This window comes from Pseudarthrobacter sp. H2 (genome assembly GCF_050157045.1).
Taxonomy (GTDB): Bacteria; Actinomycetota; Actinomycetes; order Actinomycetales; family Micrococcaceae; genus Arthrobacter.
Genome location: NZ_CP189594.1, coordinates 3,706,736 through 3,730,226 on the forward strand (window position 1 = coordinate 3,706,736; position 23,491 = coordinate 3,730,226).

Annotated in this window: 20 protein-coding genes and 2 pseudogenes; 13 read left to right on the forward strand and 9 right to left on the reverse strand. The window is 61.6% G+C overall.

The genetic code is table 11. From position 1 onward, the window contains the following. Positions 1–185: 185 nt before the first annotated feature. On the reverse strand, positions 186–1,385 hold the full coding sequence (locus ACQCSZ_RS17220) for an IS4 family transposase (RefSeq protein WP_427004507.1): 1,200 nt from the start codon (positions 1,383–1,385) through the stop codon (positions 186–188). A 127-nt stretch (positions 1,386–1,512) separates the two neighbouring features. Between ACQCSZ_RS17220 and ACQCSZ_RS17225 the strand changes: the two are divergent. Together ACQCSZ_RS17225 and ACQCSZ_RS17230 are read left to right on the forward strand one after the other, a co-directional pair. Beyond that, a pseudogene (locus ACQCSZ_RS17225) lies at positions 1,513–1,920 on the forward strand (IS110 family transposase); the annotation flags it as partial. Between the two features lie 238 nt (positions 1,921–2,158). Continuing rightward, a complete protein-coding gene (locus ACQCSZ_RS17230) occupies positions 2,159–2,731 on the forward strand; it encodes a transposase (protein ID WP_427008370.1) in 573 nt (190 codons plus the stop codon). Between the two features lie 877 nt (positions 2,732–3,608). On the opposite strand, the gene ACQCSZ_RS17235 is transcribed toward ACQCSZ_RS17230, so the two are convergent. After that, the gene (locus tag ACQCSZ_RS17235; RefSeq protein ID WP_427004916.1) at positions 3,609–3,980 is read right to left on the reverse strand and encodes a hypothetical protein; all 372 of its coding nucleotides are present in this window, start codon (positions 3,978–3,980) and stop codon (positions 3,609–3,611) included. 467 nt (positions 3,981–4,447) lie between these two features. Between ACQCSZ_RS17235 and ACQCSZ_RS17240 the strand changes: the two genes are divergently transcribed. The 3 genes from ACQCSZ_RS17240 (at position 4,448) to ACQCSZ_RS17250 (ending at position 6,289) form a co-directional block, all read left to right on the forward strand. Beyond that, on the forward strand, positions 4,448–5,068 hold the full coding sequence (locus tag ACQCSZ_RS17240; protein ID WP_427008371.1) for a DUF3560 domain-containing protein: 621 nt from the start codon (positions 4,448–4,450) through the stop codon (positions 5,066–5,068). A gap of 113 nt (positions 5,069–5,181) precedes the next feature. Next, positions 5,182–5,322: a hypothetical protein gene (locus ACQCSZ_RS17245; RefSeq protein WP_427004917.1), complete on the forward strand. Its 141-nt coding sequence runs from the start codon at positions 5,182–5,184 to the stop codon at positions 5,320–5,322. 490 nt (positions 5,323–5,812) lie between these two features. Then, positions 5,813–6,289, forward strand: coding sequence for a hypothetical protein (locus tag ACQCSZ_RS17250; RefSeq protein ID WP_427004918.1), 477 nt, complete (start codon positions 5,813–5,815; stop codon positions 6,287–6,289). Here ACQCSZ_RS17250 and ACQCSZ_RS17255 read toward each other — a convergent pair. The 4 genes from ACQCSZ_RS17255 to ACQCSZ_RS17270 all read right to left on the reverse strand — a co-directional run bounded on the left by ACQCSZ_RS17255 (position 6,271) and on the right by ACQCSZ_RS17270 (position 8,532). Beyond that, a complete protein-coding gene (locus tag ACQCSZ_RS17255) occupies positions 6,271–6,648 on the reverse strand; it encodes a hypothetical protein (protein ID WP_427004919.1) in 378 nt (125 codons plus the stop codon). The two genes, ACQCSZ_RS17250 and ACQCSZ_RS17255, sit on opposite strands and share 19 nt — an antisense overlap. Before the next feature lie 61 nt (positions 6,649–6,709). After that, positions 6,710–7,432 carry a hypothetical protein gene (locus ACQCSZ_RS17260; RefSeq protein WP_427004920.1) on the reverse strand — a complete coding sequence of 241 codons (723 nt, stop codon included), beginning with the start codon at positions 7,430–7,432 and terminating at the stop codon, positions 6,710–6,712. 3 nt (positions 7,433–7,435) lie between these two features. Next, positions 7,436–7,999 (reverse strand): hypothetical protein, encoded by a 564-nt coding sequence (locus ACQCSZ_RS17265; RefSeq protein ID WP_427004921.1) that lies wholly within the window; start codon positions 7,997–7,999, stop codon positions 7,436–7,438. Between the two features lie 395 nt (positions 8,000–8,394). Then, positions 8,395–8,532 carry a hypothetical protein gene (locus ACQCSZ_RS17270; protein WP_427004922.1) on the reverse strand — a complete coding sequence of 46 codons (138 nt, stop codon included), beginning with the start codon at positions 8,530–8,532 and terminating at the stop codon, positions 8,395–8,397. 630 nt (positions 8,533–9,162) lie between these two features. On the opposite strand from ACQCSZ_RS17270, the gene ACQCSZ_RS17275 reads away from it, so the two are divergent. From ACQCSZ_RS17275 to ACQCSZ_RS17285, 3 genes are all read left to right on the forward strand, one after another. Then, positions 9,163–9,372: a hypothetical protein gene (locus ACQCSZ_RS17275; protein ID WP_427004923.1), complete on the forward strand. Its 210-nt coding sequence runs from the start codon at positions 9,163–9,165 to the stop codon at positions 9,370–9,372. 119 nt (positions 9,373–9,491) lie between these two features. Beyond that, positions 9,492–11,390 (forward strand): ATP-binding protein, encoded by a 1,899-nt coding sequence (locus tag ACQCSZ_RS17280; protein ID WP_427004924.1) that lies wholly within the window; start codon positions 9,492–9,494, stop codon positions 11,388–11,390. Beyond that, on the forward strand, positions 11,387–12,025 hold the full coding sequence (locus ACQCSZ_RS17285) for a response regulator (RefSeq protein WP_427004925.1): 639 nt from the start codon (positions 11,387–11,389) through the stop codon (positions 12,023–12,025). The genes ACQCSZ_RS17280 and ACQCSZ_RS17285 overlap by 4 nt, the downstream gene beginning before the upstream one ends. Positions 12,026–12,173: 148 nt before the next feature. Here ACQCSZ_RS17285 and ACQCSZ_RS17290 read toward each other — a convergent pair whose 3' ends face one another. Then, positions 12,174–13,772, reverse strand: coding sequence for a helix-turn-helix domain-containing protein (locus ACQCSZ_RS17290; protein ID WP_427004926.1), 1,599 nt, complete (start codon positions 13,770–13,772; stop codon positions 12,174–12,176). A gap of 155 nt (positions 13,773–13,927) precedes the next feature. Here ACQCSZ_RS17290 and ACQCSZ_RS17295 point away from each other — a divergent pair, with 155 nt between their 5' ends. From ACQCSZ_RS17295 to ACQCSZ_RS17305, 3 genes are all read left to right on the forward strand, one after another. Beyond that, positions 13,928–15,982 carry a hydantoinase/oxoprolinase family protein gene (locus ACQCSZ_RS17295; RefSeq protein ID WP_427004927.1) on the forward strand — a complete coding sequence of 685 codons (2,055 nt, stop codon included), beginning with the start codon at positions 13,928–13,930 and terminating at the stop codon, positions 15,980–15,982. 2 nt (positions 15,983–15,984) lie between these two features. After that, positions 15,985–17,991: a hydantoinase B/oxoprolinase family protein gene (locus tag ACQCSZ_RS17300; RefSeq protein ID WP_427004928.1), complete on the forward strand. Its 2,007-nt coding sequence runs from the start codon at positions 15,985–15,987 to the stop codon at positions 17,989–17,991. Positions 17,992–18,283: 292 nt separating this feature from the next. Beyond that, positions 18,284–19,573, forward strand: a complete 1,290-nt coding sequence (locus ACQCSZ_RS17305) for a purine-cytosine permease family protein (RefSeq protein WP_427004929.1) — start codon at positions 18,284–18,286, stop codon at positions 19,571–19,573. Between the two features lie 212 nt (positions 19,574–19,785). Here ACQCSZ_RS17305 and ACQCSZ_RS17310 read toward each other — a convergent pair. Together ACQCSZ_RS17310 and ACQCSZ_RS17315 are read right to left on the reverse strand one after the other, a co-directional pair. Then, positions 19,786–20,229, reverse strand: a pseudogene (locus tag ACQCSZ_RS17310) (AAA family ATPase); the annotation flags it as partial. Between the two features lie 843 nt (positions 20,230–21,072). Further along, a complete protein-coding gene (locus ACQCSZ_RS17315) occupies positions 21,073–22,572 on the reverse strand; it encodes an amino acid permease (protein WP_427004930.1) in 1,500 nt (499 codons plus the stop codon). Positions 22,573–22,922: 350 nt separating this feature from the next. Here ACQCSZ_RS17315 and ACQCSZ_RS17320 point away from each other — a divergent pair, with 350 nt between their 5' ends. Beyond that, the gene (locus ACQCSZ_RS17320; RefSeq protein WP_427004931.1) at positions 22,923–23,147 is read left to right on the forward strand and encodes a hypothetical protein; all 225 of its coding nucleotides are present in this window, start codon (positions 22,923–22,925) and stop codon (positions 23,145–23,147) included. Between the two features lie 53 nt (positions 23,148–23,200). Next, positions 23,201–23,431, forward strand: a complete 231-nt coding sequence (locus ACQCSZ_RS17325; protein ID WP_427004932.1) for a hypothetical protein — start codon at positions 23,201–23,203, stop codon at positions 23,429–23,431. Positions 23,432–23,491 lie beyond the last annotated feature (60 nt).

Sequence of the window (23,491 nt, forward strand, 5' to 3'; positions counted from 1 at the left end):
CCCAACATTGATGAAAACCCCGGGCTAACAGCAATACTGTTTACTTAGGCTTTTTTGGTATTCGCTTGAGTGGCCAGTTCGACATTTTCCTTTTGATGACGCGGGGGTTGGTTCTTGGCCGGCGCGGGGGCAGCAGTTCATGCAGGATTTCGCGGCAGAAGACCGTGAAGGCCTCCGCCAGACGCTCAGGGGGAAAAAGCCGGGCGCGCGGCGAGGGAACGCCGTACTGCCCGGAGGGTGCGGGTGAAAGAGAACCTCAGGGGGTCTTCCTCGAAGTGGTGGGCGACGTCGCCGATGAGGGACCGGATGGCGTAGTGCACGCAGAGGTATCCGTAGATTTCCTGCAGGACCCCGTCGGGGGTTTTGGAGCGCAGCACGGTCCCGGGGCCGCGCTGGTGGGTTTTGAGTTCATCGAAGCAGGACTCGATTTCCCAGCGTTTGGCGTAGGCTTCGGCAAGGTCCTCCGCGGAGGCGGCGTGCGGGTCAAGGATCGTGGTGATCAGCCGGAATTCGCTGCTCGTGTCGCCGGTGCTGACGGTGTATTCGATCACGCGCACCCGGATGGGGTCCGTGTTGTTCCGCCGTGCCTTCGGGTTCGCGTAGACGGCGGAGAGGTAGGAGCCGTCGGCCAGGTCCTCGAGCACGGGCAGCACGGCGTTGGCCTTGACCCGCCACAGCAGTTGCGCACCGGTTCCGGAGCTGTCCTTCCAGGCCGTGTAGGAGAAGAACCCGCGGTCGGCCATGGCCAGCATGTCCGCCTCCAGCCGGTGGAGCAGGCCCGGATAGAGGTCGTGCTCGGACGTGGAAAAGCCGGAGACCACGGCCCCGATCACCGCGTGCGTGGCGCATTCGACCAGGCCGAGCACCCGCGCCTGCGGGTAGGCGCTTTTCAGATCCGTGGCCGTGCCCGGCCTGCCATACGCGCGCTCGTTGGCCTCCGTGTCCGCCAGATCCAGGCAGGTCCCGTCCACGGACACCAGCCGCCAGGAGCCGTGGAATCCCGGACCGCCCGGGAGTGCCAGAGGCTTCGCGGTCTCGGCGAACAGTTCGGCCATCACGGCGGAACCGAGGCGGGTCCGGGCCTTGAAGATCGCGGCCTTCGTCGGCATCTGCCAGTCCCGGAACCGGCCCGTGATCCATTCCATGCCGGCCAGCAGGGACCGCATCACTTCCTCATACGAACCGGCCGAAAACAAGGCCAGCGCCATCACGTAATAGACCATCAACCGCGACGGCAGCAACCGGTTCCGCTGCTCACGGGCCCCGGTCCGCCCAATCACCGCATCAACGACATCCGGCGGGAAAACCCGCGTCAAAACACCGAGCGAGACGTGGTCACTCAACCGCTCAGGACCCTCGGGAGTCACCCATCCGCTACGCGCCATGCCGAAAGATTAACACAACTACTCTAAGTGAACGGCATTGGGGCTAACAGTCCCATTGCCGTCTTGTCTGCCCACCTGGTCAACGTGCCCAAATATGCATGTGATGCAAAGGAAGGGCAGTTTCATCATGGCAAACGATCTGCTGAAAGTCATTGCCGGCGTCGATACCCACGCCGATACCCCCCACGTCGCCATCATCACCGAGCACGGCAAGCACGTCGCCGACAAGGAATTCCTCGCCCTCGGATCCGGCTACCGGAAAATCTTTGCCTTCATCACCGAATTCGGTCCCGTCCTCGGCGTCGGAATCGAAGGAACCCGCAGCTACGGCGCAGAGCTGAGCAGGGTACTGACCAAGGAAGGACTGACGGTCCAGGAAATCAACCGGCCCAACCGGCAGGCCCGCCGGCTACGCGGCAAATCAGATCCCCTCGACGCCTACCAGGCCGCGGAATCCGTTCTCGCCCAGCGCGGCACCTCCACCCCGAAAGCCAAGGACGGACCCGTCGAATGCCTCAGGGTCGTGCGCGCCGCCCGGGTCTCGGCGATGAAGGCCCGCACCATTGCAGTCAACCAGATCAAGGGCATCCTGGTCTCCGCCCCGGAACCGTTACGCAGCAAATACCGCGGCATGAGCTCCACGCCGCTTATCCCGGCCCTGGAACACTCACGTCCGGCTGGCACCCTGACCGACCCTGAATATGCCACCGCCATGGTCTTGAAAAACCTGGCCACCCGCTACCGGAATCTGGACCACGAAATCAGCCAGGCAGATGACCAGCTGGCCGAAATACTGGCCGTGCACGCCCCGATGCTATGCGACCTCCCCGGGGTCGGAACCGAGGTCGCCAGTCAGCTCCTGGTCACCATGGGAGACAATCCGGAACGCATCGGCAACGAAGCCCGCCGCCCTGACCGGCACCGCCCCCATCCCCGCCTCCTCCGGGAAGACCACCCGGCACAGGCTCAGCCACGGCGGCGACAGAGCCGCCAACGCAGCCATCCACCACGTGGTCGTTTCCCGCATGGCCACCGACCAGCGCACGAAAGACTATGTTGCCCGGCGGACCGAAGAGGGCAAGACCAAGAAAGAGATCATGCGCTGCCTCAAACGCTACGTCTCCCGGGAAATTTACGGCCAGCTGACAAATCCCCAGCCCGCACCGGTTATCAGCGATTTACGCCCAACGCGACAGCAGCTCGGACTCACCCTCCAAACCGCCGCCAGACACTTCAACACCTGGCCGGGCACCCTTTCCCGCATCGAACGAGGACTCAGCCGCGATGACGCCCTCGCCCACGAATACAGGAGCTGGCTGGCCGGGCAAAACCCGGCAAAGATATGAGTTGACAACTATAGGAGCATCACGTAGGGAAATGTTGGGAGAGTAGTCGTTGAATGCTCGGCTTAGTGCTCGTTGCTGTTCCTGGTTTAGATCAGGGCCGCGCAAATAATTTGCATCGCTCTCGCCCACATTCGCCATGAAGATTTGCACGGATGGTTTGGCGAAGATTTCGCCTGAGGACAGCAGGATGGGGAGTGCAGCCGGGAGGCCCTTTCTGGTCACGAGCCGCAGAGGTCTTGCGGTGACCAGATGGTGCGCTCTCTGGAGGGAACGCAGCACCTTCAGAGCGTCGTCAAAGGTGTCGGTAATGCCATACTGGCTCGCCGACACAGTCATCGGCCCGCAGACCTCCGCTACCGTGACAGCCCTACGCCGGCGAATGGGCTGCCCACCACCAGCTGCCTTCCGTCCTAGCGCATCATCTAAGGCACTCATAACGGCCGTTCCGCCAGGATCAGACACCTCTTGCTCAGACTGATGAAACCGGACATTGATACGGAATGCATATTCCACACCCCCACGATTCCCGAGTGCAATAGAGGGAGAACCTTCCCGCGGGTCGAGCACTACTTCTATCGGGGCCTCGAACAGGTGTGGAACGTCCAAAGGCTCAGGCAGCGGAATAAAGAATGCGACCATTGCGGTCTCGGACGTCCAGCGCCGTCGTAACGAGTGTGGCACGGAGTAGCGAGGCCATTTGGGGACTATGGGGGCCGGCGCAGTGAACGGGAAGCCGGTCGTTTCAGTCATGATCTCCATCCTCACACGCCAAGTGGCAGGCACTAAGGAATAAGGTCAGCAGGCAATTGCGCTGCGCGCCCTCACCCCTGCCACACCGAACCGTACGCTCCGAAGAGCACCATCGACGGGACCCTGGTCACTTCGCCAGGTCCGGATCCCAGTCGTCCGGCGGGTCGCGCTTGTCCAGGGTTTCAATCAGCTGGTCAAAGCCGTCGTCCCCGGTGGCTGCAGCAATGCCGCGAAGCTGGTCGGCCACGTCCCGCCAAATACCTTCCATCCACACGTTGGGATCAGAGCCGTACTCGCGAAGGAAGGCGTCCAGCGCAGACTTGCGGTAGACGAGCCGGGCCCCTCGCTTCTCCACGGCCGGGCCTCTAGCGACGTACTTGAGTCCGCGCAAGAACTTCGTGCTAATGCTGTAGCCTACGGGGCCGCTAAGGTAGGCCGCAGCCTCCCGGGATGTCATCTCCATATCCGGAGCAATGTCGTCCGTAGCGTCGGGGCCCATACGTTCTTCCTCCCTTGCGAAGTGTCGTCTGGGCACAGCCTACGACGGGTTGGATGTGCCCGCTCTTTCGTTTGCCGGCCCTTGGTACCCGGCTATCTTTCAGTCGTTCCGCAAGCTCTGCCAGAAGCTCGTTCTTCTGTGCCCTGGCTTCCTCAGAAATACCAGTCGCAACCCGCCCTTACTGTCGTTCGAATAGGGCGCGGGTATCGTAAACTGTTCCAAAGGCGTCTCGCCTGGCTCTTGGCTGTTGATCTGACAATCCTGGTCTTCCTAACGGGGCGCCTTTTCTGTGTACAAAAAGCCGGGCCACCAGCGCCAACTTCATCGCCACACTATTGACATCAGTCCGATTTATACTTTGGTTTGTTATGGTTAAATCAACAAATCTTAGGCAGGTTTTATGTCCTCGCTGTTTCTTACACACACCCCGGCCGACGGCACGTTACTGGCCGGGACTTCCCCTGGGGATGGTCCGCGGCAGTTCTGAAGCGGCTGGGTTGGCGGTGGTCGCGCCAGATGCAGTGCTGGTATATCCCGGACAGTCGCCACCGCCATGCCCAGCAGAACCTCATCACCACGACCGTTGGCCGCCTCGAGGAGCTGGGCCTCGCGGTCGACGTCGAAGTCAGATTGTGGGGCTCGGGACGCCCGACCAGGTCGAGAGCGACAGGCAAGCCCGGGCCGCCGCCCGGGCAGAGCATCTCCAGGCCAAAGCTGAGGGTTTCCGGGCAATAGCGGAGAGCGACGCACAGCAGGCCACCACCGCGGCCCAGCGATTGACTACACCGCAGCCGATTCTTGTTGGCCATCATTCTGAGGGGGCCATGCGCCGGCACTACGACACGGTCAGCCGCAGGTCTCAGGCCGCCTTGGATGCAGAGACCAACGCCGCGGAAGCCGAGGCCGCCGCGGGCACGGCAGCAGCTGCCCAGGAGCACCGCAGCGACCCCGCCTACATCGGCTGGCAAATACTGAAGCTCGAAGCCGATATCCCCGGGATCCTCCGCCAGCTGGAGGGCAGCGCCCGGGAGCTCAACAACGGAACCATCGAGAGTACCCCTGCACACCACTGGGCAGCTGAAGGTTGAGTGCGAGGCGCAGATGGAGAAGCTGGGCGACTCCCTCCGTTACTGGAAGAACCGGCAGGAAGAACTCCGGGATCCCGGCCCTGTCCAGGGCAAGCGTCCGCGCGCGCGACGTCGTGCAGTACGACGGTGGCTGGTACGCGGTGCTGCGGGCCAGCGAGAAGACCGTGACGGTCTCCCTGGGCAAGGACAGCGGCTCGGTCCGCTACTCCCACTCATGCCTCCAGGACCACCGTCCCAATCCCGCCCGGTCCTGACCGGCACACCGGCACCAACACCCCGGGGAGGCGGTGAAGATGAAACGGACGATCCTTTGGACTCAGACAACGACCTACGCAAGTGACGTACAGGTGACCATAGCCCAGGTGGCCCTGTGGGCAGCCGGATCCGGCCTGGTGCGGACCAACTGCCCCGGCCAGTCCCAATGTCATCCGAGCCCGCCCAGGTCGAAAGATGATGGCGGCGAACGAGCAGTTCAACGCCTTCATCACCTCCGCGTGCTGCCAGGATCTTGGCTTGCTGCGCCCGCGTCGACGCCACCGTAACAGGCACCGGCGCACCACGGTCAGGGGCCGGCCGAAATAAGAGACCTGGCGCCCGTGCGGATGATGATCTGACAGTCCTTTCCCGCACGGGCGCCATACCAACGCTGTTGACACTCGTTCGAAGAGCAACCTACGGTTTTATGTCAGATCAACAAATCCATCACACGCCCCCAAGGCGCCAATAATCACGAGAGACATCATCATGACCACCGACACGCACGGCCTCCAAGAGGAACTGGCTAACGCCGGCACCGCTCATAAGGCCGCCAGTGAGCGCTTGGACGCGCTCCGATCCCAACGCGCCGTTCTAGTGGCCCAGGGCTTCAAGGCCGGCATCCCTGCAACCGAGCTGGCCGGCCATGCAGGGCTGTCCCGCCAGAGGCTCTACCTGGTCCGCGACATAGGGCTCAAGCAGCTCGAAGCCTCAGCCGCGCCCAAGGAAATCACCACCGACGAACTACTCAAATCCCTGATGTCCATCGTTACCAAGCTGCCCGTAGCAGAACGAGAGAAGGCGACGACACGGGCCGACCTTCAACGGCTCATCGCCCAAGTGGCCGCCGACGGGCAAACACCTGTAAGCGAACTGGCACGGCTGGCCGGTGTCAGCCCGGAATGGACCCGGAAGATCCGTGTCCATGCGGGAGTGAAACCGCGGCGCTACTCCCCCGCCAAATGACGGCGTGAGGAAATCGGCGGCCGCCCTGGCGCTCCAATACGCGAAGCCTCCCGCGCCAGACTGTACTTCTTGATCTCAGAGGCACTCCACAGCTTTTCCTCCACCACCGGTTCCGGAAAAGACTTGTCCCTGGCCATCGTCACGCGCGTGGAGGGGATGCTCCCCAAATTTAGTATCTGACGCACCCCCTCTACGTTCACCAAGCCCTTGATGCTCGAGGGTCCCAGCCCAGCGCCATGAATCTTCTCAACCAGCGATACGATCTTCTCCACCAACGCAACGTCCGCGCATGACACCAGATTATCCACGCCGTAGTGCTCAGCAATCACAGCCGCAAGCTCGTCATTGCGTCTATTCATCGATCAGCGCCTCCTACTTCTTCTACGAATTCCACGCGCATCCTGCTCTTTACGCACCGGCTTAGGTCTTGCCGCATTGAACACGGTCATAGTGACCGAAACAACCGGAGATTTTTTTTACGTCGAGGTTGACGTAGCGTTCCTGGCTCTGGGACACAATCCACGCGGTCATGTCCCCGCCATGCAGATTCTTCACATCATTGAGGATGTCTGAAGCGTGGTACCCGGACTTCGAACCAATATCCATCACCCGGCCCCTGCCATCGGGGGTGCGGTACACAACCTGCAGCTTCACACGCTTATCCTGGCGCGCCTGGGACTTCGAGATCGTAACCAACCGCCGCCTCAGCTCCTCAATACCAGCCTGCCGACCCTTCGCACGGGCCGTCTTGGGCATCTCCACGCTGTACTGCCGGCCCCCTTCAGGGAAATCCGTCGTCGTGCTTTGAAACGCTCCACGCGCCGGCACATGCGTGAACGTGCCGCCCGTCTCCTCCGGCACGACCGTCTTCTCCACAGCACCCGCCTTGGCACGCACCGGAACAATATGCCCATCCTTCGCCCGACGCCGGCCAGGCATGTGCGTGACCTCACCGCGCTCATACAGTTCCGTCAAAGACTGACGGTAAGCCTCCCCCCGGCTCTGACCCGTAGCCACCTTCCGCAACATCTTCTCCGAACGCCCCATGCGCTCGCCGAACTCCTTCCACGTGTACCCGTAGGTCTCCTTGAGGTGGACGACGAGCTCCTGGGGAGTCATCTCATTGGGATCATTTGCCGGCATGGATCAATCCTCGGGGGTGGAAAACTCGGTTTCGAAGAATGCCGCGTCCGTGCCTGCCCGGACGGCTCTGACGCGCAGTTTGTTGCGCTCGTCCTTGGTCACAGGGGTCTTGACGTTCTCAAGTACTCCCTGGAGGCGGAGGCGGCCGACCTTGCTGTCGTCGCCGCCGCCGTAATCGGCTGGCTTTGCCCACTCCGGAATGTGCGTTGTGTAGATGGCGTCACCATTGATGCCCAACAGGCTGCCGGAGGGCACCGCCAGAGCCCCGGCGGTATCGGCGCCCAAGGAGCTGGGGCCCAGCAGGACCTTCGCCCGCCCTCGGGCCCATACCTGAACGGCGAGTTCCGGTCGGTAGTAGGGTCGGGTTTGGGATGATTCCGCTGTGGGTACCTTGTAGACGAAGGCCTTTCCCTCCCGCTTCATGGTCGAGAGATACTGAGCCGGGACGTCCTGGGGGCTCCAGGCGATGACCGTCGAGGCCCGGCCCCTGGATGCAAAGGCACCCACAGTCTGGATCATGATGGCGCGCAGAGCTGCGCTCACGGCAGCCTTGATGACGGTGGGCATTTCCGGATCAGCGTCGACATCTTCACGGATCCGGATGATGCGGTTCGCGAACGTGTCCAGAGGACGGATTGCGACTTACTACTACTACTCACAGCACTATCTTCGCGTACTGCACTCAAAACTGGACTGGACATGATTACTGGATTCCTGGCTCTCGCCCCACGCGATTAAACGGACTTGCTATGAGCCCCTGGTACCGTTCCAGCCTGACGGCAATGATGATAATGGTCTTGAAGCGGTGTGACCCCCAGCCTGACTGACGCCCCCAAAGGGGGCTGTCCTTTACGTGATCTGTCCACCGTTTCAAGACTGCAGGAAGTGCGCTGACCAGGCGGACATGACTTTATAGGAGCCTGAAGCTAACAGTCCCATTGCCGTCTTGTCTGCCCACCTGGTCAACGTGCCCAAATATGCATGTGATGCAAAGGAAGGGCAGTTTCATCATGGCAAACGATCTGCTGAAAGTCATTGCCGGCGTCGATACCCACGCCGATACCCACCACGTCGCCATCATCACCGAGCACGGCAAGCACGTCGCCGACAAGGAATTCCTCGCCGTCGGATCACGTAGGGCCAGAGCCCTTGCGCGACACGTAGTTGATGTGGGCAGGAGTCAGCCGAATAGATCATCCTTTCGGCCAAGAAAAGATCATTCCGTTGGACCCCCAAACGGCCGATGTGTCCCTCCTGACACAAGGAAACAATTGAGTATGTACCCCAGAGGACCCGAAGGCCGGGCCCAAGTCGAATCAACTAAACCTCTCAACAGGTCTGAAACACCAGGAAGCTTGCCATGAAGCGGATAGCGTTAGTGAACAGTAGACGGCATGCGTCGGCCAGGGAGTGCCCGCTGCCAGTACTGCCAGACCCGGAACTGAAAAACGAGGGCTTCCCAGGCTGCAGCTGCGACGCCCTTGACTGCCTCTTCTGCTGGCGATCCGAGCTAGAAACACGCATGACGCTGAGCTCCCCGGTGCCCGGGCATAGTTGAACAGGACGCGGAGGGGCGGAACCGCGAGTCCCTGATTAGACAGAAATGCAGCGTCGTTGACGGCGGAAGAAGCCTGATCACAGCCGCCATCCCGTTCAAACTGGACCGCGATGGCCAGGAAACCGAGACCCGGCCTCTGGGTACCATCACACTCCAGCCCGGCGAGAAAATCGTGGAGCACTCTACCGGCCGTGGAGGCTATGGTCCGGCTTTCGAACGCGAGACTGAACCCGTCAGGCAGGACGTCTTGTCCGGATTCGTCTCCTTCGAGCGGGCACGGGAGGTGTACGGCGTAGCATTCACCGCTGACCAGACGATGACCGAACTGCAGATTGATGACGCCGAAACGTGCCGCCTGCGCGCACGCCTCGCATCGGCCTAACCAGGAAGCAAAGTGTCACGGGTGTCTGAGCTGAACACAATCGCGTTAGGCACCCCTGGCCGACGCGGCCGCGTCGTCGGCCCTGTCGGTGTATCACGCCGCTGTGAAAGACTGTGGCTGTGAGTTCCGCGGACGCCCTCGGCTGGCTGAAACAGGCCGCCTTCGATGCGGCACCGCTGGCAGCTGCCATCTTCCGCAATGAGCACGCCGGCGGGCTGGTTTTTCTTGAAGGCAACAAGGAATTTGATGCCCTCCTCCGTGGAAGTCCAACAACGGATTCAGAGGCGGCCCTCAGCCGCCTGGTGGCCGCCACCGTTTCCACGACCTCCGAACCTCAAACCGTCACTCTCCAACTGGGTGATCATCAGGCCGCCTACCGCCTCAGAGCCCGGACCTTCAGCAGCCCTGGGGATCCGGGTGAATACTACGTCGTTCAGCTCAGGACGCTGACCGACCAGGAATCCACAGAACGTGACCTGCACTCGACGATCCAGCAGCTCAAAGACCTTCTGGATAACTCGACCGCCCTGATGTATATAAAGGACCTCGACGGGCGGTACACCATCGTCAACGACTATTTCGCCAGGCGTTTTGGCATGAGTGCGGAATCAATCATCGGTCTCACCGATCACGATCTGTTCGCAGGACCGATCGCTGATGTCTACCACGAGAACGACAACACAGTGATCAGAACCTGCAATTCCATTGAAGTCGAAGAACCGCTCGCGATAATCGGCGACCGAACCGCCCCCGACGAGGACAGCCGCTGGCTTTCCATCAAGTTCCCCCTCATCAGTGGCTCGGGGCGCCCGTACGCGCTCGGGGCGATCTCCACCGACATTACCGACCGCAAACGCGCCGAGAGATCGGCCCGCGACGCTATGCACGAAGCAGAACGCGCCAACCGGTCGAAGAGCGAGTTTCTCTCCAGGATGAGCCACGAATTGCGCACACCGCTGAACGCCATCCTCGGCTTCGCCCAGTTGCTTCAGGATCTCCCGCTCAGCCCCAAGGCAGCCGAAAGCGCTCGTCACATCCTCGATGCTGGCAATCATCTGCTCTCACTCGTCAACGACGTGCTTGACATCACCTGGATTGAAGCAGGCGCCCCTGGCATGGTGACGACCCCCGTGCGAGCCATCGAAGCAATCCATCAGGCCCTCGAACTCATTCGCCCGCTCGCGGCGGCCCAGGATATTGAAATCGCCAGCGACCTACACGGGGCGTTGCACCGCTACGTTCTGGCCGACACCCAACGGCTCCGGCAGGTCTTCCTGAACCTGCTCGGAAACGCCGTGAAGTTCAACAGGGCACAGGGTGCTGTCCGTGTCTGGTGCGAGGTCCGAGAGGGTTCCCTTCGTTTCCTCGTCACGGACACGGGCCCCGGTATGTCCGAAGACGACGCTCAACGGTTGTTTACGCCCTTCGTCCGTCTGGCCCAGGCCGCTGAGGTCGAGGGGTCGGGTCTTGGGCTGGCGCTTTCCAGGAAGCTCGTCGGGGAAATGGGGGGTGTTCTGGGCATCGAACACACCGCTCCGGGAGAAGGATCGACCTTCTTCGTTGAGATGCCGCTGGGGCCCGAGCCGGAAGATGAAGTCCCGCCCCTGGAGTCGGAGATCGGCACCGTCGTCATCCCCGGCGGGGCAGGGGCGACCATTCTGCACATTGAGGATACATACGCCAATATCCGCTTGGTCGAGAACATCATCGCCGGGATGGGCGACCTTAATCTTGTCTCCGCGACGAGCGGCAGATCCGGGATCGCCCTCGCACTCGAAATCTCTCCCCAACTCATCCTCCTGGATGTGAACCTGGCTGACATGTCAGGGGTCGAGATCGTGAAGCAGTTGCAGAAGGATGAACGCACACGACGAATCCCGGTCATAGTTCTCTCCGCCGATGCCACGCCTGCTCGCATCAGTGAACTGCGCGGCATCGGAATCCGGGACTACCTCACCAAGCCCTTCGAAATCCACCACTTCGCCCGAACCGTCCGCACCGCACTGGCGCTGCCGTGAAGATCCTCACCGTCTTCATTGCCGACGACCACCCCGTGTACCGGGAGGGACTGGCCCGAAACTGGGAGGCAGTCCCGCAGATCAAAGTCGTGGGATCCGCCGGGGACGGCAGGAGCGCACTGGCGGCCATCCGGAAATTGAAACCCGACGTGGCAGTCATGGATCTGAAGCTTCCCGAACTCGACGGCATGCAGGTCCTGGAATTGCTGTTTGCCGAAGGCTCGCCGACAAACGTGCTCGTGCTGACCGCCTATATGGACAGAACGACCGTCTACCGGGCCTTCGCTCACGGGGCACGGGGGTTCCTGGAGAAAGCAGCGTCCTTTGGCGAGATCACCGACGCAGTCCTTCAGGTCGGCGCCGGCGGAACCGTCATCGCCCCCTTCGCCCAAGATGTACTCGCCCGTGAGCTCCGTACCCGTCAGGACACCCCAGAGAAGCCGGTTCTTTCCTCCCGAGAAGTCGAGATTCTCCGCTTGGCAGCTGACGGACACTCGGGGCAGAAAATCGCCGGCGAACTCCATATCTCACTGGCGACCGTCAAAACCCATCTGCAACACATATACGAGAAACTTGACGTTTCCGACCGCGCCTCGGCAGTAGCGCAAGCCATCCGCCGCGGCTTCCTGCACTAACAACCACAGACCGCCAACCGTACGAAGCCCCACCAAGAGCAGGTCCGCCTACTTGCGTCGCACGGGGCATAATGGCCATCTTTCTCACAAAAGACGGCGGCATCAAACGGGGACGGTTCAATGAGTCCCTGGGCCCAGTTGGATGTTTCTAAGAATCGCGCGATTCGTCCATGGTCTGGCTCAAAGCAACTACGTCGTCATGAAAGGCGAGGTAGAGGTTGGCAATTATCCGTGGGCTCGAAAGTGACCCGCCCACCAAGTTTTCAGCCTTCTTCAAACGGTAGCGGACAGTGTTCGGGTGGACGAACAACACACCGGCAACCTTCGCGACGTCCAAGTCGTTCACCAGGTAGCAGATGACCGTCTGTTTCAGTTCGCTGTCGACGTTAAGGGCTTCAACAAACCTATTTAGCTTGTCCTTATCCTGTGGAGACTGCCGGCGTGCAAGGAGCCATGTGGCAGGGTCCACCTCATCCAGCCGGACGATCCCCCGATACGCTCCGGAGGCGGTGGTCGTTGCGGCCTGGATTTGCCGGCGGGCAATTCCTGCTGCTGCTTCTGCTTCTCGGAAAGCCTCGGGGGTCCTTGCAAGATCGGAATAGGGTTCAGACAGGCCGACGAAAACGGACCTGTCCGTCAACTCCAGCCAGGCGTCCAGGGCTGATGAGTCCGAGACCACCGCATGAAAGCCTGGCGGGTTTTCGGGTGTCCGCCCGTTCTCTGCCAGCAAGAGCCCCAGGCCGCTGGTTTCGGCTCCTCGTAAAAGTCGTTCGGATAAGGACGGGTCCAATGGCTGCTGGGCGAGATTTGCAGCGACCACGGCCCGTATCGGTGCATAGGGTATGAACCGGAATGTGCGCATCCGTTCCCAGTGCCTGAACTCGCGGGCCACCGGCACGCCGTCTTGCAGCATGGTAAGCAACTGCGTGTTTTCGTGCCGTTCTCTTGAATCCGAGAACTGAGCGATCCCATTTACTGCGGCCAGGAGCCGTTGTGTCGTTTCCAGCAGCACATCTCCGAGATCCTTCAGTACGCGGTGGTTTCTACTGGCCACGGCCAGGGTGAAGCCATCGCCTCGAAGCACCAGTGGCCGCGCCATGACTTCCCACTGGCCTATCACTATGGGATCAGACTCGTTTTTGCGGTTGCGCAACTCTTTCCAGATCAAGTGAGTCGGGCCGTCCCCGGAGGATTCGACGATTCGTCCGGAATCTTCGTAAAGCACCGCTGTACCCCGGCATGCTGTGGCGAGTCTGACGATGAGGGCTTTGACCGGGTCCTCAGCAGAAATGCTCTGCAGCAGGTCATTGCTTAGCCACAGTGCTCGCTTTTGCAGGTAAGCGTCAGGAGATGCCTGCGACTTGTTGATGAAGTTCTCGATGCGGTGGAAGGGAACATCGGGCGCCACGGTATACAACGGGAAACCGGCTTGTTTGCAGGCCGAGACCAGCTTGGCGGGGACCTGGTCAAAGTAGACCCCGACGCCGAAAAACAGGGCCGCAACGCGGGCTTTCCGTAGATCTTCTACGAGTCCCACGGCCAGCAGTTCATCCCGTTCGGCGTTCACAAACCTCAACCCGGTGGTGAGCAGAACAGTGTTCGGTTCCAGCCAGGCCCCCGGATTGTGGATGTCGCTTGTGTGCGCTCCCGTTATGACAGCGTCCGGGTTACCCGGAACTACCGGGGCCAAGCCTAAGGGAGCTTCTGATACCACGTCATTAAGAGTGACGGGGGGCTTGTCTGGCATCTGGCCTCCTGGCTGAAGGGAACGGGAGACCCGAGTGGAAGCTGATTGTAAATCTCACAACGGTCTCTCCCCTTTATTTTAGTTTCGCCAGTGACAGAGACTCACATCACAGCGGATGGTTGTTGGTACCCAATCAGCATCCTGGAGGAAAATAGATGTCCAATCTCAGAGTCGCCGTCGACGTCGGAGGCACATTTACTGACGTCTGCATTTTCGATGAAGAAACACAACGCATGCGTGTCACCAAGGTCCCGTCGACACCGGCTGACCCCATGCTGGCGATATTGAACGGTGTGGAACGTGCCGAGATCAATCTGGCGGACGTGTCGCTATTCTCACACGGCACCACGGTAGCAACGAACGCCCTGATTACCCGGAACTTTCCCCCCGCAGCCATGGTCACAACAAAGGGGTTCAGGGACGTCATCGAGATCCGGGACGGTACGAAAGACGACCTTTGGGACGCCTACAACGACGTAACCGGTCCCTACATCCGCCGCCGCGACAGGTTCGAGGTGACCGAGCGTATTGACTACGCCGGCAACATCGTCGCTCCCCTGGACGAAGAGGAAGCCCGCCGTCTAGCCGCGGTGCTCCGTAAGCGCGGCGTCACAACCATCGCCGTCTGCTTCATCAACTCCTACGCCAACGCCGAGCACGAAATCCGGATGCGGAAAATCCTGGAAGAGGAACTTCCGGAAGCCACGGTCTCCACCTCCGCCGAGATCCTGCCCGAAATCTTCGAGCACGACCGATTCAACACCGCCGTCTCCAACGCCGTGCTGGGACCCCTGGTGTCCGGCTACGTCAGCCGCCTCGCCGATGAGCTCAAAACCGGCGGTTACGACGGCGACCTCCTGCTCCTGCATTCCGGCGGCGGTTCCATGACCCCGCGCATGGTCAAGCGCTACCCGGTGCGCCTCGCAGCGTCCGGCATCGCAGCCGGCGCCATCGCGGCTAAGCACATCGCCCAGCAGTGTGGCTTCGAAAACGCCGTGAGCCTGGACATGGGCGGCACGTCTACCGATATTGCCCTGGTCTCCGACGGTGAGCTGCGCATCACCAAGGAATGGCAGGTTGAATACGGCCACCCCATCGTCTTTCCCAGCATCGAGGTTCTCACCATCGGCGCCGGCGGCGGCTCGATTGCGCACATTGACATTGCCGGTTCGCTGCGCAACGGCCCGCAGTCCGCGGGTGCCGATCCGGGACCCGCCTGCTACAACATGGGCGGCGAAGAGCCGACCAACTGCGACGCCAACGTGGTCCTGAACAGGCTCGGATCCACCCTGGCCGGCGGCGCGAAGACGCTGGACCGCGGGCTCTCGCAGGCCGTGATCAAGCGTGCCATCGCTGAACCGCTGGGCATGAGCGAAGAGGAGGCCGCCCACGCTATCCTCCAAGTCGCGAACGCCAACATGGCTGACGCCGTCCGCCTGATCTCCATCCGCCGCGGCTATGACCCCCGCGACTTCGCGCTGCTCGCCTTCGGTGGCGCCGGCGCCCTGCACGGCGTAGAGGTTGCCCGGGAACTGAACATTCCCACCGTCGTCGTACCGCCCAACCCCGGCGTCACGTCCGCACTGGGCTGCCTCCTGGTGGATATCAGGCACGACCTGTCCGCGATGTACACGGCCGTTGCCGCCCACGCCGATCCGGAAGACCTGGAGAGCAAGTACAAGGCCCTCGAAACGGAGGCCACCGCCCGGCTCCGCCACGAAGGCGTATCCGAGGAGAATTCGATCCTGCAGCGGATCATCTCCATGCGCTACCAGGGACAGTGGCGTTCGCTGGCCGTGAATATGGGAACCGGCGACGGTGCTCTGGAAGAAGCCATCCAGAGCTTCCACCAGCAGCACGAGCGCGAATTTGCGTTCCGCCAGGATGACCAGCCCGTGGAAATCTACCAGCTGCAGCTCTCCGCTGTCGGCAAGACGCCCAAGCCCTCCTTCGCTCCGGCCACGGAATGGGTCTCCGAGCCTGGCGAGCCCGATTCGGTCCGGCCGGTGTACTTCGGTGAGGACGGCTGGGTCGATACGCCCGTCTACGACCGCACCAAGCTCGGCGCCGGCGCGACGTTCCAAGGTCCCGCCATCATCGACCAGCTTGACTCCACGACGGTCGTGCCCCCGCGCACCACCGCCGAGATCGACGAGTGGCTCAACATCCGAATCCACCTCACAGAGTTCAAAGACGAGCAGGAAGCCTAATCATGACCGACGTGATCACCATGCCAGATCTCCATGTCGCCCACACCGATGCACGGCAGGCATCAGGCCTTGACCCGGTGACGTTCGAGGTGCTGAAAAACGCCTTCGTCACCAGCGTCGACCTGATGAGCGAGCAGATTCTCCGGACCTGCTATTCCTTCGTCATTTACTCCCGCGACTTCTCCTCCGCTCTCTGTGACGCGAACGGAAACACCGTCATGCAGGGCAGCGGCGACATTGCCGTCCACGTCGGTACCCTGCACTTCCAGTGCAAGGCCGTCATCGAAGAATTCGGCAAAGACATTCATCCCGGGGACGTGTTCGCCATCAACGACCCGTACCGGGGCGGCACACACTTCAACGACGTTAGCTTCATTCGGCCGATCTTCTCCGACGGTGAGGTGATCGCCTTCGCCCAGAACAAGGGCCACTGGGCTGACATTGGCGGCAACGTTCCGGGTTCATTCGATGTCAATGCCAAGGAACATTTCGGCGAAGGCCTGCGGATCACTCCCGTCCGGATCTGGAGCAAGGGTGTCTTCCTTCACGACGTCGCCCAGCTCCTGGTGTCGAACACTCGGGCACCGCGCCAGGCGATGGGTGACCTCCAGGCCCAGTCAGAAGCGACTGCCGTGTGCGAGCGTGAAGTCCTCCGCCTGGTGGACAAATACTCCAAATCGACGGTCGTCGCCGCGATGCAGGAAACCCAGGACTACGTTGAACGGATCGTCCTGCGCCGTCTGGAATCCCTGCCGCAGGGAGTGTGGGAGACCACCGATTACATCGACTTCGATCCGGGCAAGGGCGAGGGCCTGGTGCCCATCAAGATCAAGCTGACGCTGGACGGCAAGGGCATCCACTACGACCTGACCGGTTCCGCGCCCGCCGTCGAAACCTTCCTTAACTCCGGTTACGGCACCACCCACTCGGCCATCTACGCCGGCACCAAGACCTTCTTCCCGGACGTTCCGCTGAACTCCGGCTTTTACGCCGCCGTCGATGCGGAAATCGGGCCGGAGGGCACCGTGGTCAATGCCGGGTGGCCCTTCGCGGTCACCGGGTTCTGCTCCGGTCCCTACGAAAAGCTGATGAACGGGATCTTCGAGCTGTGGTCCCAGATCATGCCCGAGCGCGCCATGGCATGTGCGTTCAACCTCGAATACCTCCTGGTGGGTGGCCGCGACGGCCGCACCGACGATAACCCCTACTTCATGTGGTACGACTGGATGGCCGGCGGCTGGGGCGGTCGAGCCTCCAAGGACGGGGCCAGCGCCACCGCTCCGGTCTTCGGCCCCGGTTTGGCCGTCCAGCCCATCGAGGGCCAGGAGCGGCTTTCACCCGTCCTGACCACCGTTCACCAGATCGGCACCGACTCCGGCGGGCCCGGTAGATTCCGAGGCGGCCTCGGCATCGAAAAGGGCGGCATCCTGGTCGACGCGACGAAGACCGTGGTGAGCTACTGCTGCGACCGTGCACGCTCCATCACTTGGGGTATCGAAGGCGGCCTGCCGTCCATCCCGCACGGTGTGTGGATGAACAAGGGCACCGACCAGGAAAAGTTCCTCGGTTCCAACTTCTCAGCGGTTCCGCTGCACTCCGGGGACTCGTTCACGCGCCCGTCCGCCGGTGGGGGCGGCTACGGCGATCCTCTGGAACGCCCCTTCGACGAAGTCCTCGAAGACGTTATCGATGAGTACGTGTCGATCGAACGGGCGGCGAAGGACTACGGCGTCATCATCCGCGAAATCGACCGCGAACTGGACCAGTTCGAGATCGACCACGCAGCCAGCACCGAGCTTCGCCAGCAGATTCGGGCGGACCGCCCCGGCTGGCTGACCGCCGATCCGGTGGTCGTAGCGGAGAAGTACCGCTCCGGAGAGGTGGACATGCTCGACGTAATCCGCCGCCACGGCGTCATCCTGGACTGGGGCACCGGGGAACTGTTCCCCGAGACCACCTCCGAGTTCCGCAAGAGCATGGAGAAACGTTCCTCTTCCCACTGGCACTAAGCGCATTTTGAACAACACCAGGTCCGCCGGCGCTGATCGCGTCGGCGGACCCGGCACCTCATTGCCTGCAATCACGACACACCCGTGATCACGGTGAGGGACGCAACCCCATTTGGCAGGGAGCTAACGCCGACTCGAACCCCGCGTACCCAAGCCAGGTGCTGCTCCTCGAGCGTTCCGAGGCTAAGCCTCACCCTCCCTAGCTACTTCAACTGCTGTGAAAGGTGCGAAATTGTCGTACTCAAACTATGTCCTACCAGCAAGTATGCGTGCCGGAAGATGGTCCCTCACGATGGCTTGGTGGGCGGTGTTCTCGGCCATGTTCTGGATCTACGTCGCCGTCGCTTCAGCAGGGGCAGTCGGCGTCGTGAACACCCTCATCGGAATGGCGCTAACCGTTGTCACCTACGGTGCCATCAACAAGGTCCTCTCACGCTATGCGGCGCGGACAGGGCTCACAGTCAGCCTCTTCTCCCGTACCCTTTTCGGACTCGTCGGGTCCGCGCTGGCGTCTCTGATCTTCGCAGCCACGGCCATCTACTACGCGGTGTTCGAAGGATCCATCATTGCCGTCGCGTTCCACGAGTACTTCGGCGGGAGCATCCTCATTTGGTATGCCGTGGTGGTTATCTACGCCATTCCCCTGGCCCTGGGCGGCGTGCAGAACTGGCTGGACAAACTCAACGGTGTCCTTCTCCCGCTTTATGTTGCCGGCCTGATCGCAGTGGTCGTCGCGGCCACCCTTATCAGGGGCGTCCCTACGGACTGGATTGGCCAGGCCGCCGTCTCGTCGGCGCTGCCGGGCTGGCTGACGTCGTACCTTATCTACATGGGCGTCTACATCATGATGATGTACACCTTCGACTATGCCCGACTGGGACGTCAGCAGGACGAGAAGTTCCTGGGAACCGTGACATTCGGCTGGGTCTTCTACGCATTCACGTTCGGGCTGAACGGGCTGGTTGGCATCTACATCATGAGCGCATGGCGCATTGAAGCCTCGGAAACAGGGGTCGTCCAGGCGTTTATCTCATCCCTGGGACTGGTCGGCCTACTCGTCATCCTCATTTCACAGACGCGCATCAACACGGCCAACTACTACCTCGCATCGGAAAACCTGTCGGCCTTTGCCAACCGGGTATTCAGGCTGGACCTGCCCCGCTTTGTCTGGGTCATCGTGACCGGGGCCCTGGCCTTCTTGCTCATGCTCACGGATGTTTTGAGTTACCTCCTCAAGGCGCTGGCGTGGCAGGGCGTCTTCGTCACCGCCTGGGTGGCCATCGCACTGGTATTCATTCGCCTGAACTGGAAAGCGCAGGATCAGGTCCCCGATATCCGGCCGGCCAATCTCAAGGGAATCAGCGCCGGGGCAGTAGCCTGGGTGTTTGCTTCAGCAGTGGGAATCGCGCTCACCGAACAAACGGCGTGGCCGGTAGTTTCCCAACTCACTCCCCTGATCACCATGGCCCTGGCGGCGGGCGCGTACTGCGGCGCCTACAAACTCTCACCGCCGCGTCTGATCAGTTCCGCACAGACCATCGACCCGGCCGATGAAGAGCTTGATCCTGCCCTCACAAATTAGATATGAAGGGCCTTGAACCCGGCGGGTCCGGCAGTTTTCGCTGCCGGACCCGCGTCAGCGAGAAAACTACGGACTTCTCCACGGTGCTGTCGGGTCCGAGTGTCTTTGGGCATATGATCATCGCGCCTTCCACATGGAGCGGATCAATTGCTTCAGACACCGAGGACCACACGGAGAACGCCTAGCGGACTCCCGATGTGTGAACTGGCCCCTTAGAATGACCGCCAATTGGTAACCAGGTCCAGATCCTCCCAGGCCCGGGCCCGTAGACCCCATGGCCCCACTTCCAGGATCTGCGCACCCGGAAGGGCCGCAAGGACAGGTGAGTGAGTCGACATAACGACCTGGGAGTCTCCCTGGGCCAGGAGATCCTTCAAGACTGTAAGAAGGCTGAGGCAGCCTGTGAACGACAACGCGGATTCCGGTTCATCGAGTACCCACAATCCGTGCCCGCGGAATCTATCGACTGCCAGTTCCAAGAACGACTCGCCATGGGACATGTCGTGGAATGCGATGTCGGGACCGGACGTGCTCGGATTTTTCTCGAGGTAAGTGAAGAATCCATGCATGGTTTCCGCCCGCAGGAAGTACCCTCGCCGGGTGGTGCCAGCATTCCGGACAAGCTGTAGATGGTCGGCCAGCACGTGCGTGGTTGGGCACGGGCCCGCTTGATGCTTGCTGCTGCGGGTGAGTGTGTGTCGGGTGCGTGTTTTTGGGAGCTGACGGAAAGCTGACGGCTTGCAGTCTGGGCTGTCGCGCAAGGGCCGGGTCCACGTCCTCCTCCGACGTTGAAGCCTCTGCTGCCGGTGCTGGCTTGGGCGGGTCGATGGATGCCTTCAGTTTCTCGTCCAGTTCCGCGCACTTCGTGCGGGGGGTGATGAGTTTGTCTTCGTATTTGAACGGCGGCCATGGCCTGGGCCGGTGCGGACCTGCTGGCGCGCCCGTGGACGGCGCGGGGAAGCTGGCAGCCGCCGGGATGGAGCTGAGAGAGCTGGCGCAAGTGAGGACGCCGGCGCTGAAAGCGCCCGTGCCGTGGCCCACCGGAGCAAACTGGTCGAGCACGCCCGGACTCACCGGGCCACTCTGGAGCAAAGGGCCGCAAACCATCTGGCGAGGGTGGTGATCCTGGGCCGACACAACGGAAGGCCCCGCTGTCGTTGACCGCGGGACGCGACTGGGCCGGGAAGGAGACGGAGACGATTCCGGCCCAGGCCTTGACCGGTCAGGACCTCTTCAGCACCACTTGGCACCGCTCGTTCGGTTTCACGCTGCTGCACCCCACAAAACAAATGGCCCGGTCGATTCCTTCTTTGGAATCGACCGGGCCATTAGATGCTTGCTAGAGGGTCAGCCGAACGGCCGCCCGACGTGCGGTGTCTTGAGGTCGGCGAGGATACGCGTCTCCGTGCCGTCAGTGGGAAGCCTCAATCGGACACACCACTCCTCAAGGGACCAGGCGGCATTGACTTTCGCAGGCTCTCGCCGTTGCAGCCCTGGCGCTACGGGACCGTCGGCAGGATCTCATCGGCTGGTGTGGAACTCGACGTGCGGTTCGATATCCGCCGTCGCACGAAGGGGAAAATGACCAGCAGCACCGCCAGCGCGCTGAGGCTCAGCCAGACTTGGGGTGCGTTGTCGGGATCAAGGGCCATGAGGATCACGATGAGAGCGACGGCGGCAAGTACAGAGATGTTGAGCCAAGGGTGTAGCCACATCTTGAGCTTGAGCCCATCCCGCTCAGCAGCGCTCATGCGGTTTCGCAGCCGCCACTGCGTCAGGGCCACGAACGCGTACACGAACATCGCCACGAGTCCTGCGGAGTTCATGATGAAGTCGAAAATTACCTTCGGTGCCACGTAGTTGGCAGCGATCGCGATGTAGCCGACCACGGTCGAGAGCAGGATTGCCTTCCACGGCACGCCGGCCCGGTTGCGGTCCTCGACCCAGCCGGGCGCATAACCGTGCTTGGAGAGGGCGAAGAGCATCCGTGATCCGGAGTACAGGCCTGAATTGAGCACGGACAGTGCAGCGGTGAGCACGACGGCGTTCATCACCTGGTCGGCGGCCGGGAGGCCGAAGCGGCCGAACGCGAATGCGAAGGGGCTCGTCTGGGAAGGAAGTTCGTCCCAGGGAACCACCATGAGCAGGATCGCGACCGAGCCGATGTAGAAGAATACGATGCGCCACACGATAGTGTTCGTGGCCTTGGCGACGGCCTTGGCCGGCTGCTCTGATTCTGCCGCGGCCATCGTGACGATCTCGGTGCCGAAGTAGCTAAAAACGACGACGGCGACGCCGTTTAAGACCGCCGTCCAGCCGTGTGGCATGAAGCCGTGCGCTGTCAGGTTAGCGACAGACCCCGTCGAATTCGGCAGCAAACCCAGGACGTAAAGGGTGCCGAATATCAGGAACACGATGATGGCGGAGACTTTGATCGACGCGAGCCAGAATTCAGTTTCGCCGAACGAGCGCAAAGACATGAGGTTCGTCATTGTCAACAGGAGGATGCCGGCCAGCGCAAAACTCCAGTCCGGAACCGATGGAATCCATTCGTGCAGGATCCGTCCCACGATGACAGCTTCGAAGGCGACGACCCCGACCCAGAAGTACCAATAGAGCCAACCGATCGTGAATCCGGCCCACTCGCCGAGTCCGTCGCGGGCGTATTCCATAAACGATCCGACGACCGGACGGTTCGCGGACATCTCGCCCAGCATGCGCATGACGAGGATGACGAGTGCGCCGCCGATTGCGTACGAAATCAGCGCGGCGGGTCCTACTGAACGAATCACGGTGCCGGAGCCCACGAAGAGACTCGCACCGATGATGCCACCCAGCGCGATCATGGTCAGGTGCCGGGGACGGAGGGTTGCGTGAGCGGAGGAGGCCGCACCCCCCTTCTGAGATTCGCCGGTGGCGGTTGGTAGGGGTGCAGCGAGGGTCGTGGGGTCTTGCATACGTATCGTAATTCCTATGTTGGGGGGTGTGATGCCGAACACGATTCCTGCCCAGTGTGCGCGATGCAGCCCCCTACCACTATGGATGATGCGCACTGCTCCCCTTGATGCTCTTAGACACAACGCACAATGGGCCCTCCCCCCACCGCCCCTTGGAACGGGCCTCAGAGGGAGCATTTTCCAACCAAAATCTGGCGGGTCCGGCAGTTTTCACGGCCGGACGCGCCCGGCTCCTTTACTGGTGTTTCACAAAGACCAAAGTCTTGACGTTTTGCACGGTGACGCGTGCGACAGGGGTGCATACGCTCAGTGGAAAGTCTGCTTCTCCAACCAGAAATACCACTTCGGAGGTATGCAATTTGGGCCGGAGAGTACTGAACGAGGAAGCTCCCATGAAACTCCGGACAAACCGTCTCCACGGGTCGACCGTCACCGCCGCGACCGGTCACCATGCGCCCACCAGCGGCTGGTGGCGGCCGGGCGAGGACCCAGCGCCATTCCGCTACCTGCAACAGGGGGAAATCATGCCCTCTCTGGAGGGCACACAGACTCTATGGCTGCTCATCCATGAACTGGATCCTTCGCTGAGGGTCCACTCCCGGAGCCGGCAGCGCTAAGCGAGCCGCGTCTCATCATTGACCATCAATCGCACCCCAAAGGACGTAAGGCCATGAAACGCAGAACCCTGGTACAAAGCAACGGCAACCGGCGCCTCGTCTCCTCTGAACAACCTCGGCCGGCGGCCCACCCAATCGACACCGACGACGGCGCCGTCGCCCGGTTTTCAAAACCCGAGGTAACACGGCATCCCGCCGTGCTCTCCGGGCTAAACCTAGAGTTCGAAGCCAAGATCTTTGTGGAAGTACTCTCGACTATCAGTAGCGTCCGCGGCCAGCCATAAACCCGAGCCGTCGGGCATTTCTTCTTCGACGATGCCTCGGCGAACTAAAGCAGGGATCGA

What these genes read in the sequence shown, in the direction of transcription:
- ACQCSZ_RS17290 (WP_427004926.1), bottom strand. Translation starts at nt 13,772, where the DNA reads ATGCCAGACAAGCCCCCCGTCACTCTTAATGACGTGGTATCAGAAGCT.
- ACQCSZ_RS17250 (WP_427004918.1), top strand. Translation starts at nt 5,813, where the DNA reads ATGACCACCGACACGCACGGCCTCCAAGAGGAACTGGCTAACGCCGGC.
- ACQCSZ_RS17220 (WP_427004507.1), bottom strand. Translation starts at nt 1,385, where the DNA reads ATGGCGCGTAGCGGATGGGTGACTCCCGAGGGTCCTGAGCGGTTGAGT.
- ACQCSZ_RS17265 (WP_427004921.1), bottom strand. Translation starts at nt 7,999, where the DNA reads ATGCCCACCGTCATCAAGGCTGCCGTGAGCGCAGCTCTGCGCGCCATC.
- ACQCSZ_RS17300 (WP_427004928.1), top strand. Translation starts at nt 15,985, where the DNA reads ATGACCGACGTGATCACCATGCCAGATCTCCATGTCGCCCACACCGAT.
- ACQCSZ_RS17230 (WP_427008370.1), top strand. Translation starts at nt 2,159, where the DNA reads ATGACCAGCTGGCCGAAATACTGGCCGTGCACGCCCCGATGCTATGCG.
- ACQCSZ_RS17325 (WP_427004932.1), top strand. Translation starts at nt 23,201, where the DNA reads ATGAAACGCAGAACCCTGGTACAAAGCAACGGCAACCGGCGCCTCGTC.
- ACQCSZ_RS17295 (WP_427004927.1), top strand. Translation starts at nt 13,928, where the DNA reads ATGTCCAATCTCAGAGTCGCCGTCGACGTCGGAGGCACATTTACTGAC.
- ACQCSZ_RS17240 (WP_427008371.1), top strand. Translation starts at nt 4,448, where the DNA reads ATGGTCCGCGGCAGTTCTGAAGCGGCTGGGTTGGCGGTGGTCGCGCCA.
- ACQCSZ_RS17260 (WP_427004920.1), bottom strand. Translation starts at nt 7,432, where the DNA reads ATGCCGGCAAATGATCCCAATGAGATGACTCCCCAGGAGCTCGTCGTC.
- ACQCSZ_RS17305 (WP_427004929.1), top strand. Translation starts at nt 18,284, where the DNA reads ATGGCTTGGTGGGCGGTGTTCTCGGCCATGTTCTGGATCTACGTCGCC.
- ACQCSZ_RS17255 (WP_427004919.1), bottom strand. Translation starts at nt 6,648, where the DNA reads ATGAATAGACGCAATGACGAGCTTGCGGCTGTGATTGCTGAGCACTAC.
- ACQCSZ_RS17320 (WP_427004931.1), top strand. Translation starts at nt 22,923, where the DNA reads ATGAAACTCCGGACAAACCGTCTCCACGGGTCGACCGTCACCGCCGCG.
- ACQCSZ_RS17235 (WP_427004916.1), bottom strand. Translation starts at nt 3,980, where the DNA reads ATGGGCCCCGACGCTACGGACGACATTGCTCCGGATATGGAGATGACA.